Annotated in this window: 10 protein-coding genes; 2 read left to right on the plus strand and 8 right to left on the minus strand. The window is 39.4% G+C overall.

Going from position 1 to position 13,809, the window contains the following annotated elements; all coding sequences use genetic code 11:
- Window positions 1-35: 35 nt before the first annotated feature.
- The 3 genes from DWZ33_RS02215 to recG form a co-directional block, all read right to left on the minus strand.
- On the minus strand, window positions 36-1,133 hold the full coding sequence (locus DWZ33_RS02215; protein WP_022937520.1) for a D-alanyl-D-alanine carboxypeptidase family protein: 1,098 nt from the start codon (window positions 1,131-1,133) through the stop codon (window positions 36-38).
- A 61-nt stretch (window positions 1,134-1,194) separates the two neighbouring features.
- Entirely contained in the window at window positions 1,195-1,875 is a 681-nt protein-coding gene (gene rnc / locus DWZ33_RS02220) for a ribonuclease III (RefSeq protein ID WP_022937519.1), read from the minus strand.
- Window positions 1,876-1,916: 41 nt separating this feature from the next.
- Window positions 1,917-3,920, minus strand: a complete 2,004-nt coding sequence (recG, locus tag DWZ33_RS02225; protein WP_118453623.1) for an ATP-dependent DNA helicase RecG — start codon at window positions 3,918-3,920, stop codon at window positions 1,917-1,919.
- Window positions 3,921-4,134: 214 nt separating this feature from the next.
- Between recG and DWZ33_RS02230 the strand changes: the two genes are divergently transcribed.
- Together DWZ33_RS02230 and DWZ33_RS02235 are read left to right on the plus strand one after the other, a co-directional pair.
- Window positions 4,135-6,237, plus strand: a complete 2,103-nt coding sequence (locus DWZ33_RS02230; protein WP_118453624.1) for a hypothetical protein — start codon at window positions 4,135-4,137, stop codon at window positions 6,235-6,237.
- A gap of 186 nt (window positions 6,238-6,423) precedes the next feature.
- Window positions 6,424-8,508 (plus strand): hypothetical protein, encoded by a 2,085-nt coding sequence (locus DWZ33_RS02235; RefSeq protein WP_118453625.1) that lies wholly within the window; start codon window positions 6,424-6,426, stop codon window positions 8,506-8,508.
- Window positions 8,509-9,022: 514 nt separating this feature from the next.
- On the opposite strand, the gene DWZ33_RS02240 is transcribed toward DWZ33_RS02235, so the two are convergent.
- The 5 genes from DWZ33_RS02240 to DWZ33_RS02260 form a co-directional block, all read right to left on the minus strand.
- The gene (locus DWZ33_RS02240; protein ID WP_022937514.1) at window positions 9,023-10,198 is read right to left on the minus strand and encodes a cation:proton antiporter; all 1,176 of its coding nucleotides are present in this window, start codon (window positions 10,196-10,198) and stop codon (window positions 9,023-9,025) included.
- A gap of 15 nt (window positions 10,199-10,213) precedes the next feature.
- On the minus strand, window positions 10,214-10,564 hold the full coding sequence (locus tag DWZ33_RS02245) for a hypothetical protein (protein ID WP_022937513.1): 351 nt from the start codon (window positions 10,562-10,564) through the stop codon (window positions 10,214-10,216).
- Between the two features lie 95 nt (window positions 10,565-10,659).
- Window positions 10,660-11,361: a nucleoside/nucleotide kinase family protein gene (locus DWZ33_RS02250; protein ID WP_118453626.1), complete on the minus strand. Its 702-nt coding sequence runs from the start codon at window positions 11,359-11,361 to the stop codon at window positions 10,660-10,662.
- 409 nt (window positions 11,362-11,770) lie between these two features.
- Complete coding sequence (locus DWZ33_RS02255) at window positions 11,771-13,396, minus strand: DAK2 domain-containing protein (RefSeq protein WP_026880844.1); 1,626 nt, start codon at window positions 13,394-13,396, stop codon at window positions 11,771-11,773.
- Between the two features lie 9 nt (window positions 13,397-13,405).
- Window positions 13,406-13,765, minus strand: coding sequence for an Asp23/Gls24 family envelope stress response protein (locus DWZ33_RS02260; RefSeq protein WP_022937510.1), 360 nt, complete (start codon window positions 13,763-13,765; stop codon window positions 13,406-13,408).
- Between the last annotated feature and the right edge of the window lie 44 nt (window positions 13,766-13,809).

Below are 13,809 nucleotides of genomic sequence, written 5' to 3' on the forward strand. Positions count from 1 at the left end.
AAACCTCATTTCTATATGTTGAATTATATCATACTTCACTTATATTTACGCAAAATCACACGAATCAGCAAAAGTATTAAAATGCCGCCGCCAATAAGTGCATAAAACGGATGATTCATCAGCCAGTCCTTTGCGACATCAAAACCATAACGGAAAATACTGCGGTCAATCTGCTGATTAGAAAAAAGCGGGATCGTCAGTACAATTTCACCGCTGTAACGGATAATATACTCACCCACATACTGATTCTCCTCAACCGGTGCCTCCAAGGTAACAGATTTGACAACCTCTTTGATAATGTCAGCTTCATTATAATTAATTGGCAGCAAGGCATAGTAATCATTATCTGAAATAAATGTCAGCTCACTATGTGTATCTCCCCACTTTACCGGCAGCTGGGCGATTTCTTCTCCCTCATCAATGATCTTTACCCATTGATAATTTTTATAAAAATAACCAACTGCTTCTGCCATATCTTTATATGCCTTATCGCCTGAGCCATTCATGCTCAAGCAAAGCAGAGTCAAACCATTTTTCAGATGCAGCGTCAGCATTGCATCACTCAGCTTAATTCCGCCAATCAATGAATCACTTTCTAAGTGCAGTTCATCACACCGCTCTTTGATAGAAGCTTGAGAAGCTGTAAGCATCTGCCTGAATTCAGGATAATCCATTCCCATCTTCAGTATCTGCATCAGTTCATTCACAGTGGTGATCTGATTGATATCCAGTGATCCGTCAACATTCACAAAATTCGTTTTAATTAAATTCAGCGCCTGGGCCTTTTCATTCATCAGCTCAATCATCCGCGTTTCACCCATCATCGCCGCCGCCAAATCACGGGCACCTTCTTTTGAAGATATTGCATCCAACAGAGCCGTATCAAAATCCTTGCCGGCCCGAGTCTGATTAAACTGAGCCTTATTTTCTATCGCTATAACGGCAAATGCCAGCCTTGTCATTGATTCAAGCTGAATCAAATCATTGGTATTCTTCTCATAAAGATTCAGTGAATCATTCATATTCACAATCAGCATCTGTTTGCTTTCAATCGTTAAAGAATGCTGCTCCACCGCCTGGATCGGACAGATAAACATCATCAGACAGCAAAATAAGATCATTAATTTTTTCATCGCATTCTTCTCCTTTCAAAAGAAAAAAATCATAGCCTCAGCATTATGATTTTCATCTCTATTATTTTACCATTTTCTCAAAAGCATCACGCGCCGCCTGCTGCTCCGCTTTCTTCTTTGAAAAACCGACACCGCGGCCAAGAATAATATCATCTAACAGCACAACTACTTCAAACTCAGGCTTATTGCTGGGACCGCTCATATTAACTACTTCATAGCGTACCGTTTTGCGTGAGTCAGACTGTATAAATTCCTGAAGCTTAGTTTTATAATCAATAACCTTTTCACTCTTCGGCTTGTTGATGGTTGGTGTAATCACTTCTTCTAAAATCTTATCTACGGAAGCATATCCGGAATCAAGATAGACCGCTCCTAATAAAGCCTCAAACATATCAGCAAGAATTGAATCACGTTCACGGCCGCCGGTTTTCTCTTCACCGACTCCCAGCAGCAGAAAACGATTTAATTTTAACGTGCGGGTATACTGCGCCAACGCTTCTTCGCAAACAAGCTGAGCGCGCAAGGTTGTCATTTCACCTTCGTGCAGCGGCGGTTCAAGCAGAAATAATTTTGTTGTAGTCCATACTTGAAGTACCGCATCCCCCATAAATTCTAAGCGTTCATTATCATCTAAAAAAGTCTTATGCTCATTAACATATGAGGAATGAACAAAGGCATTCATGATTAAGTCCTTGTTCTTATATGGAATCCCTTTCTCACTAAGCCAATCAAAAATATCCATGAATCTGTCTCCTTTTACCCTAAACCAAAACTATTATACCATTAATCTAAATATTTTGTACTATCAACTGTCTTCATCACCAGATTTTTTAAATCAGGATAAGCACCTTGGGCAAATGCCTTAAGCAGTTCACAGGCATCCTGACGCGCGGTTTCCAAAACATTGCTGTCCAGCACAAAATCGCCTAATATAAAGCCCGGTACACCGCTTTGCCTAATGCCGAGAATATCACCGGGACCACGCATAATCAAATCCTGCTTGGCAATCTCAAAGCCATCCGATGTATTTTCCAATATTTTCAAACGCGCCATGCTAGTCTCATCTTTACTTGGTGAAAGCAAATAACAATAACCTGGCCGATTCCCCCGGCCAACACGGCCCCGCAGCTGGTGAAGCTGACTCAAGCCAAAGCGATGAGCATCATAGATTACCATAATATTCGCATCCTTGACATCGACACCCACCTCAATGACGGTCGTTGCAACCAGCACATCAATCTGCTTTGCGAGGAAATCATTCATAATCCGATCCTTTTCCTCGGTACTCATCCTGCCGTGAATTAAACCGATTTTATAGCCCTTTAAAGTTTTGCGCATACCCTCATAGATTTCCTCAACACCCTTAATCTTCATTTCCTCATTCGTTTCAATGGATGGACAAACGACATAAGCTTGATTGCCCTCATCAATCAGCGTCAATACTTCATTAAGAATCGGCTTCATGGAAGCTGACTTAACAACCTTGGTAGTAATGATTGAACGGCCCTTTGGCAGCTGTGCGATCGTTGATACATCCAGATCTCCATAATATGAAGAAGCCAAAGTACGCGGAATCGGGGTTGCACTCATCAAAAGAAAATCAACCTTTTCACCCTTTGCCAATAAAGCCCGGCGCTGCTGGACGCCAAAACGGTGCTGTTCATCAGCAATAACCAAGCCAAGATCATAAAAACTTACATCCTCTTGAAATAAGGCATGCGTACCTATTAATATATCAATCTGATTATTTTTCAAGCGTTCAAGAATATCTTTTTTCTCACTGTTTTTCAGTGATGAGCAATATAATTCAATGACCACATCATGATCAGCAAACAAGCGTTTCAGATTTGCGGTATGCTGTTTAGCCAGCAATTCCGTTGGTGCCATAAAAGCTCCCTGCTTATGGGCGCAGATACACGCATATAACGCAAAGGCAGCAACCATTGTTTTACCGCAGCCTACATCGCCCTGCACTAAACGCATCATACTTTTGCTGCTGCTTAAATCATGAAGAATATCCATGATTGCGTTTTGCTGATCTTCGGTTAATTCAAAAGCCAGCGAACGCTTCAGCTCCATCACCTGATCAATTGAAAAATGCTTTTCAATCCCTCGATTCTGACTATTTTCAAGACGCATACTCTGCATACAAAGCTGAAACATTAAAAATTCTTCATACTTTAAAGTACGGATGGCCTGTTTGACATGATTCATACTCGGCGGCTTATGAATAAAATACAAGGCATCTCTTTTATGTAAAAGATGATATTTCTGACGGTAATCTTCAGGAATAACATCCTCGACCTCCCTCAGCATGCCGTCAATCGCTTTTTGAATCAGCTTCTGCCAATCCTTTTGACTGATTCCCTCACGTGTAGAATATACCGGATGCAAGCCTATTTGTTCACTTATCGGCTGAAAATTATAATTCGTACATACCAGTTTATGATCCCCCTGATACGTCCCCATGACCGTAATCTTTTTTTCCATAGCAAAAGCGCTCGTCCATGGCCGATTATAGATTGTGCAGTCGATGACCTCTTCATCTATCAGAATTGAAAATTTAGTCATGGAACGATTGGAGCCAAACCTCAGCACCCGGGCCTGCGAAACAATGATTCCCTCACAGGTAATTTTATCGTCCTTCTGCCATTCGTTAAAAGGCTTCTGTACGATTTCCTCATAGCGAAACGGATAATGAGCGAGCAGGCCTTCACCGCTGTCGATGCCCATCAGCGTCAGCAGTTCTATTTTTTTATCAGTGATTTTTAATTTTTTTAATTCCATAGAAACCGCCTTTCGTTATTTATATTTATTATAGCAAGTTCCTTGATTGCTTGCAAAGGATGAACGTGTTGAATCAGCCATGACAAGATAATTATTGGGCAAGTTATGAATCAAGTGATTGTTTAAGCTGTGAAAGAATGTTAAAGTAAACGTAAGAAGAAGTGACAGCGTTATTTGGGGAAAATTAAAGCGTTGTCATCAGGGAGGAAATAAAATGAAACGATTAAAATTATTGCTGGTGCTCTTGCTGAGCATATCTTTAAGTGCATGTTCAGAAAAGGCAGAGGACTTAGAGCAGCTGTATTACCCCTTCAGCGGTGATACTTATCCATATCCGCACGCTGAGGTGGACGATCCTGATCATTTAAAAGATCAGCCATGGAATATTCAAAATTTAAAAAAGCTTAAAGCGTTACCTATTTATACTTATCAGTCTTTAAGTATTGATGAAATGATGAAACAGGCAGAAGCAATTGAAACATTGCTTGATTTAGAATCAAAGAGTGTCAGCAAGAATTTAATGGAAGATGAAAATAATTTTGTTACCTTAAGCAGCGATACGCATCATTTATATTTTTATGAAACAGGGTCTTATTCATTGCTTATGCATAAACCAATCTATGTTACAAAGCGATCTTGCAGTGAGGACGAATTGAAAAATGAGGCATTTATTACAGAATTAGCAGAAAATTTCTATCATCAAAATTTGGAAACACTCATTCCTTTCAATGATCCAGTAATTCATTATGATACCTATCGTACCCCCAGAAATTTCATAATTGCAACCGCTACTTTTTATGAAAGAGCTGAGGATGAACAGACAATACAATTGAATGAGGCCTATAACACATTAACTTTAAGCTTTAACGATGTAGGACTTGCAGGCATTGATTATCATGCACCAGTAAATGCTTTGGTCAATGATGCTCGCTTATTAAGTGTGGATGAGGCAATCGAACAGCTAAAAGCTTTTGATGATGAAAATCTGATGCCGGATATCAGCGAAATATATGACGGCCGATTATTTTACAGCAACGCTTTTGATTTGAGGGAAACAATACCCGTCTATCAAATCTATTACACAAATAATGATGAACCAGATACCTATTATGAAATGCTGGCACCGGCAGTTGCGCTTGATAAAGAATATCTGCATGCTATCAAACCTGAGGATACTGAAGAAATAACAGTTGATGAAGCAGTCGAACCACTTAAAAATCCGCTTCAAATTCCATTGCCTGATGATTTGACAGTGATTAAACAGGTTGATGATACCCCGCTTTCCTATACCGCTCTGGGAGGTGTCGGCGCAGCTGGCGGGCCGTCCTTCTTCTATACCGAGAAACAAATTGAAATGCTTAAAAATTCACGTTGGAATCTAACAAATTTTACTGATGAAGCTTTATTTCCTATTTATCATAAAGCATCTCTGACGCATGCGCAGATGCAGGCCATTGCCGATGCAATCTGTAATTATTTTGATGTGACAATTCAATCTTCTCAATATTATGAACCTATTGATTTTCATTCTGACGATTACATCTATCAACGCGCTGACCGAGGTAATCATACTCAAAAAATACTGAATATTGATACAAAAAAGTTTTATCTGACCATTAATGAACATGGGACAATTTGGCTGCGTATCCACTTAGCTTATTCTGAACCTTCTGATAAGCCATATTCTAAGAATCCTGAAACTGGTTTTTCAGGATACATTGGTCCGCAATCCGATACAGTAAAAAATACTGCCTTCTATCAGCGTGAAATGATGACTGTCTATGAACAGCTATTCAAAAACTTATGGCAGCTTGATAATCCAATCGCTGATGTTCAGGAAGCTTCTTGTTCTCATATTAATACGAATCATGAATTTTATTATTGGACTAAACTATACGAAAGCAGAACGGATGTCAGTCTGAGCCAGCAATTATTTACCGCTAGTTATCAGCAGCTTGATTTCACCTTTGAAGAAGAAGGTCTTAGCAGCGTTACCTACACACCAATCTTCGGTACAAAGGTATTCGACACCCCGCTGCTTAGTGTTGACGATGCAATTTCACAGTTTAACAAGCTGTCATTACTGCCGCCTGCCATAGGTCCGAAACCGCTTGAAATCAATGAAATATTAACGGTGACAGTTGGCTATAATAATGGCGATTATCTTTACGATACCATTCCTGTCTACAACATCTATTATTGGCAGGATGAACACATCATTTGTTCTACAATACCAGCGGTAACCATTGATCCTGATCAATATTATATAGCACCGGACATTATGTTTGAACTGCATATTGATCAAGCCTTTCGATAATTAATTGAAGCACCCTTTGGGGTGCTTTTTAATGGTCTTTTAAGACTGCCAAGATTAAAACAATTATTTCACATATTGATTTATGTTGTGGTTTAAATGCTGAAAGCGTGTTAGAGTAAAGGTAGAAGAAATGAGAGCGTTTTTATTTGGGGAGATAAGTCACGCTTTCATCAGGGAGGAAAACATATGAAACATTTAAAAGTCTTGCTGACACTCCTACTCGGTGTGTCCCTAAGTGTCTGTCCAATTAAAGCCGCGGACTTACAGCATTTGTATTACCCCTTTAACGGTGATACCCAGCCATTTCCATTTACAGAAGTGAACAATCCTAATGATTTAAGGAATCAGCCATGGAACATCAAGAAGCTGTCCAAATTGAAATCATTGCCTATTTATACATATGAATTGCTTGAATTTGATGAAATGATGAAACAGGCAGAAGCAATTGAAGCTCTGTTTGGATTAAAATCAAACAGAATCCGTAAGAATTTCAGTGAGAATGACCGTGAAAATATTTATCTAGTTGGTGATAACCATCGCTTATATTTTTATGAAAACGGGTCTTATTCGCTGCGATTTGATGAACCGCTCTCAGTGAGTAAACAAGCTTACACCACCAATGAATTTAATGATAGTTCTTTTATCAAACAGCTTGCGAGAAGTTTTTATAAACAACATCTCACAGAATTGGTATCCTACACAAAACCACAAATCAGTGTTACTTATCAAAGTGGATTTAGAGGTGTCATTACCGCTTCGGCTACCATTCAAGAGGCCGCTTCTCAGCAACAAGAAAAACAGTTTAATGCTTCCTACAACACATTGACATTAAGCTTTGATGAGCATGGTCTGACACAAATCGATTATCATGCACCAGCGAAAGTTTTAGTTGGAAACGCTGACCTGCTGAGTGTGGATGAGGCAATCGAACAGTTAAAATTATTCATTGATGATGAAACGATGCCGGAAATTAAAAAAATCTATGATGGCAAACTGTTTTACGCCAATGCGTTTGAGTTAAAACAAACCATTCCAGTTTATCAGCTCTACTACAAAAACAGTGAAGAACCCAACACCTATCATATAATGCAGGCACCGGCAGTTAAGCTTGACAAAGAATATCTTGATTCAAAACATTCTAAAGAGCAGCAGGCAATTGCCAATGCAGCCATTAATTCAGCACCGCTGTCACTTCAAGTTTCTCTGCCTAATGATTTAACGATGATTAAACAAAATAAGGATGCAAAATTCTCATATACAGCAGTCGGCGGTGTTGGGGCAGCTGGCGGATTGTATTACTTCTATACTGAAAAACAGCTGGAAGCAATTAAAAGCTCACGCTGGAACTTAACAAACTTCACAAGTGATGCTTTATTCCCTATCTATCATAAAGCATCATTAAGTGAAGCCGATATGCAAAGCATGGCCGATGCAATCTGTAACTATTTTAATGCCACGATTAAATCAATAGAGTATTATGAACCCCTCGACTTCCATGCAGATGATTTCATATTAACCCGTTCCCATCGGATGGATTCGACCCAAAAATCATTGACCGTTGATACTGACCTGTTTTACTTAAGAATCAATGAACATGGCACCGTTGTACTAAGCATCGACTTGCCTTATGCTGATACGACCGATTTCCCATATTCTAAAAATCCAGATTCAAATTACACGGAATACATTGACCCACAAGCCAATACTGAGAAGAACACAGCCTTCTATCAGCGTGAAATGCTGACTGCTTATGAGCGAATCTTCAAAAATCTATGGACACTGGATACGCCAATTGCTGATATTCAGGAGGTTTCCGCCAGCAGCATTGCAACCAATCATGAATTAGATTACTGGACAAGGCTTGAGGAAAATCGCGCTGATCTCACTTTGAGCCAACAATTATTCGCCGCCAGCTATCAGCAGCTTGGTTTTAGGTTTAAAGAGGAAGGATTAAATAGTATCTCCTACACACCAATCATAGGAACCAAGATATGCGATACAACGCTGCTTAGTGTTGATGATGCAATTCGTCAGTTTAATCAATTAATGGCAATACCACCGCAAATCAATGAAGTATTGACCGTCACAGTTGGTTATAACACCGAAGATTATCTTTACGATACCATTCCGGTCTACAATGTCTATTATCGAGAAGATGATCGAATTAAATGTGCTGCCATGCCAGCGGTTACGATTGATCTTGATCAATATTATGTAGCCCCGAACATTATGTTTGAATTACATATGGATGATGTCTTTCGTAAAGAATAGTGATTGAAGCACCCTTCGGGGTGCTTTTATAAACAAGAAAATGATTTCCTTTAATCCTTCAGGAAATCATGCCATCAATGATGACACCCAGCTGCCTTTCTCGCGGCGCTGTTCATTCCTGTATTTCAATGTCACTACTTTCTACCTATCGGTATTGGAGTCATACCCGAGCAAATCCTTACAGGCACTCTTTTGATCAGTTCAATGATTTCCATCAAGTAAACAGCCTTTTCTTCTAGTTTAGGTCTATTCACTTTGATTCATTGAACTGATTTTTCATGTTATCTAAATAGGGCTAATGTGGCTGTAAGCTGACATTCGATTGATACAAAAGAAACTAGGTAATGCTTACTATAAATGATTAAATATATGTTTTTATAGCATACCATATCCACACGCTAATTTCATCTATCTTATTATTTTTTTAGATAACTTTTCATAATGAGATATTAGTGCTTTGATGCTTGAAAATGAAATTTCCTATAATACAAAAAAAACAGAACCGAAGTTCTGTCTATGCGCCTGGATGTATTTCGCCGGCTTTTTGTAAGCTCATTTTTGTAATAAATGGCCCAATCAATTCATAAACCATCGTTCCGCATAAAATAACCGCACGAATGGTTGCCCCATGTCCCGGCACTGCACTTTCCGCAATCAATGACAGACCGATGGCTACACCTGCCTGCGGAATCAGACATGGTCCAAGGTATGTGCGTACCTTGCTGTCGGCTTTCATAATTACAGCACCCAGATAAGCACCCAGCCATTTACCGACGACACGAACAATAATGTAAACCGCACCAATGATGCCAATGCTGCCCAATACTGAAGTGTCTAACTCAGCACCTGATAAAACAAAGAACATCATGAACAGCGGCGGTGTAATGTTGTCAATCATTGACATGACGGCATCCGATGAATTAGATAAATTACAGAATACTGCTCCTAAAATCATACAGACAAGCAAAGAACTAGCACCTGTTGCATTAGCTAGTGGGATGGCAAGCAGAATGAAGCCGCCAACTAAACACAGACGATTACCGCTATCCTTAAAGAAACGCAGCAAATAAGTAAATGCTAAGCCCAGCACACAGCCAATAACCCCAGACATTAATATGTCTTTGAATGGACTCAGCAGAGACAGCAGCAAATTCGTATTCTCCGCCGCTGACATTGACTTCGTAATCGCTAAAGCAAAGCCGAAGGCAATCAGAGCCGCCGCATCATCAATAGCAACTACACTCAGCAAAGTCTCAGTCACTGATCCCTTAGCCTTATACTGCTTAATAACCATAATCGTTGCAGCCGGTGCGGTCGCTGCCGCAATTGCTCCCAGCATGATTGAAAAACTAATGTCATTTCCTGTTATAATCAAAGCCGCAGCAACCAGAAACACGGCTACAAAAGCTTCCATAAAAGCGATGACAATCGGTGTCATGCCCACCTTTTTGAAATAGCTCATCTTAAATTCACTGCCAATTGAAAAGGCAATGAAGCCAAGTGCTATTTCTGAAAATATTTTTAATGTCTCAACACTTTCTAACGTAATCAGCTTTAAAACATGCGGTCCCAAAATCAGACCGCCGATCAGATACCCAGTAACTGAAGGCAGCTTAACGTATTTCACAAGCCGCGCAAAAAGCAGGCCGGTAAAGAAAATGATGGACACTTGTACTAATATATTAGACAAAACAATCCCTCTTTCCTATATTTTAAAACTTCCGCCTTCAATAAAATCAACTGGCATCGTAAACATGATACCTGAATCAGGCTTACTTAAATCGCCTAAAACAGCATGCACAGCAGCCCGTGCCAACAATACCTGATCATCCCTTAATACTACCAGAACTGTCTTATTCTCTTCACGTTCTGGATTCAACAGAAAACGCAGTGAACCAATGAAACGCTCTGCCTCATTCTCACGTTCATTCAGCAGCCGGTGTGCCATACCTGTTGATGATAAAATCGTGGCACCATTGATACCGTTATCCCCTAATTTAGTTAAAAGATCATCTAAAACCTCAGTCTTATTCAATATAATAACCATACACTTCATATATTCACCCTCTTTCCAGCATAGAAAAGTATAAACCTCTGATGATTCAAAAACAAGAAATTTCTATACAAAAAAAGAAAAAAGGGCTTACAGCCCTAAAACATCATGGATTCATTAATTTCAATATCAGCTTGAAGACTATGCTGCATTACTCTTTCACAATTAAGTTTATCACTTGTTTCATAAAAAAGAAGCGCATCTTCAGGACTTGAACCACCCTTGATTTTACGTTCGATCAAGCGTTCTTTTAAAAGCTTCAGCTCAGCATGGATGAACATCGTAGTATCAGCTGCTTTGACTAATTCATTCCATGGCAGCTCATTAAGCAGCAGCCAATTACCTTCAATCAAAACAATAGGTTTTGTCACATGGATTTGATGATCAATGACATCATGCAGATTGCGATCATAAATCGGCCACCAGCAATCATCCCCTGTAAGCTGTTCCAGATGCTTTTTAAAAGCATGAGTATCAAATGTTTCGGCACTGCCCTTTATCTTGCTCATCAAAACTTCCTCGCCGTGAAGTACCAGCGAATGACTCTTTAGATATTGCTGGGGGTAATGAAAACCATCAAGACTTAATGCCTGAATATCATCGCACAAGCTTTGAATGAATAATGCCAATGTTGACTTACCGGCTCCCGGCGGCGCGGCCAAGAAAACTATGATCCGCCGCTGCTTTTTGACAGCCTGCTGCTGCCATGAAGCAATCAGGGGCATGAGTTGCTGATTAATAAATTCATCATTATATACTGCGTGCAGCTTAAAACCGTTGACTTGTAATTCTTTTTCCATTGTGATTCCTCTTTTTAATTGCTAATCGACTGTATACACCACTGCAAAATGCTAAGAAAAGTAAAAGCATTTTTTCATTTTGATACAATCTAATTACTCGTCTTTTATAATATTTTTATAAATTCAACATTTTTTATCATTTCATAATTCTGATTTGTATTTATTGTATCATCAAATAGATTGAAACAAAAGAATATATAAATTAAATAAAATCAAATTCAATTTCACAATCAATATTCAAAAATATGAAGTAACTATTATCCAATCTACTGGTTATGCAAATACTTGAACTTACAAAAAAATAGAAGGTGTTCATTATATTAAAATAAATATGAATTCCAAATGAACGTTAAAACTATTTACATATAACAAAAAAGTGCCCTATTATTGGCACTTTTCATTGTTTTTGTTATTCTACACCAATGATGAATGAATATACCGGCTGACCGCCCTGATTCATTTCCACCTCAACATGCGGATGCTTTTCATTGATATAAGCTTCTACCTTTTCTGTCTCTGCATCAGTAATATCCTCACCGCAGAAAATCGTAACTAACTCGCTGTCATCATCAATCAAACGATCCAGCAGAGCCTTAGTCGCTTCAAATTTATCTTGGGTCGATACAACGATATCCTTTTCCATGATACCCATGTAATCGCCCTCTTTGATTTCCATGCCATCAAAAGTCGTATCTTTGATTGCAAAAGTTACTTGACCAGTCTTAACCGTTTCGATGCCATTCGTCATCTCAGCTTTGTTGACATCAACATCGACTTCCGGATTAAAATTGATGCATGCAGCATATCCCTGCGGGATTGATTTAGAAGGCAGGACAATGACATTTTCTTCATCGCACACACTTTCTGCCTGCTGAGCAGCCAGTATAATATTAGAATTATTAGGCAATACAAATACATTCTCAGCATGCACCTTAGCAATTGCCGCCACAAAATCTTCAGTCGATGGATTCATCGTCTGACCGCCGGAAATTACATAATCAACGCGCAGATCTTTAAACATTTCAGACAGCCCGTCACCTGCCGCAACAGCAATAATCGCATATTTCTTACGCGGCGCCGCTTGCTTTTCAGTCTCTGCGTTAATCATAACATTTTCATGCTGGAGTGACATATTTTCAATCTTCAGCTTTACAAATTCACCATAGCGCTGACCAAGATTCAAAGCATCACCAGGGGTCAGCGTATGTACGTGAACCTTAACGATATCCTCATCCTGAACAACAACCAATGAATTACCAATTCTGGATAATGAATCACGCAGTGCATCCTCATTAAAGGCTACCATGCCCTGAGCACTTAAACGAATAATAAATTCTGTACAATAGCCAAATTCCTCTGATTCAAGATTAGCCGCCGCCATTTCACTTGTTTCATTAGCTTCAGCTCGTTCAATGCTTTCGCCATGCAGCGCTGCCTGAAAGCCTTTCAAAACCGCAACCAAACCCGCGCCGCCGCTGTCAACAACACCGACTTCTTTTAAAACCGGCAGTAATTCCGGTGTTCTCTTTAAAGATTCCTCGGCTTCCAAAACCAACTTGTCAATTACTTCTGTACAAGTAACATTTGCCTTTTTAGATGCAAAATCATACGTGTAATCTGCAGATTCACGAATAACTGTAAGAATTGTTCCTTCAACCGGACGCATAACCGCCTTATAAGCAACCCGGCTGCCCTGAACAAACGCAGCAGCCAGCTGGAAGCCATTCACTTCCTTCATACCCTCTAAGCCTTGATAAAGGCCTCTGAAGATCTGTGACAGGATAACGCCTGAATTACCGCGGGCACCCATCAGCAAGCCCTTAGACAATACCTTAGCAATATCACTTACACTGTCATGCGTAGTTTGTAAAGTTTCCTTATAGCCCGCATTAAAAGTCATTGACATATTTGTCCCTGTATCACCATCAGGAACCGGGAAAACATTCAGCGCGTCAATCTCCGTAAAATGATTCGATAGATTGTTCGCTCCGTTTTCCAGCATCTTTTTAAAGATGGCACCATTCATTTTTTCCATAGTCATACCCTACTTCATCACCTTGACGCCTTGAACAAAAACATTGATTACATTAAAATCAAGTTCAAGACTCTTTTCAAGCATATATTTTACTTTCTTCTGAACCTCATGAACAACTTCACTGATCTTAACACCATGTGAAACGATAATATATAAATCAAGTTCAAGCTTGCCTTCGTTTTGACGAACGACAACTCCCTTGGAATAATTTTCTTTTTTCAGCAGTTCAGCAAGACCATCTTTTAAAACCTTTTGAGAAGCCATACCGACAACGCCGTAACATTCGCTGACTACCCCACCCGCCAAAGATGCAATCGCTTCAATAGAGATATTGATATTACCAAATTGTGTGCTCTTTGAAATAGACATAAAGCAACCTCCTTATTAATAACTAATATTATAACCGTATTTCT

Origin of the sequence: Dielma fastidiosa, assembly GCF_003475485.1 — a bacterium.
In the GTDB taxonomy this organism is placed as follows: domain Bacteria; phylum Bacillota_I; class Bacilli_A; order Erysipelotrichales; family Erysipelotrichaceae; genus Dielma; species Dielma fastidiosa.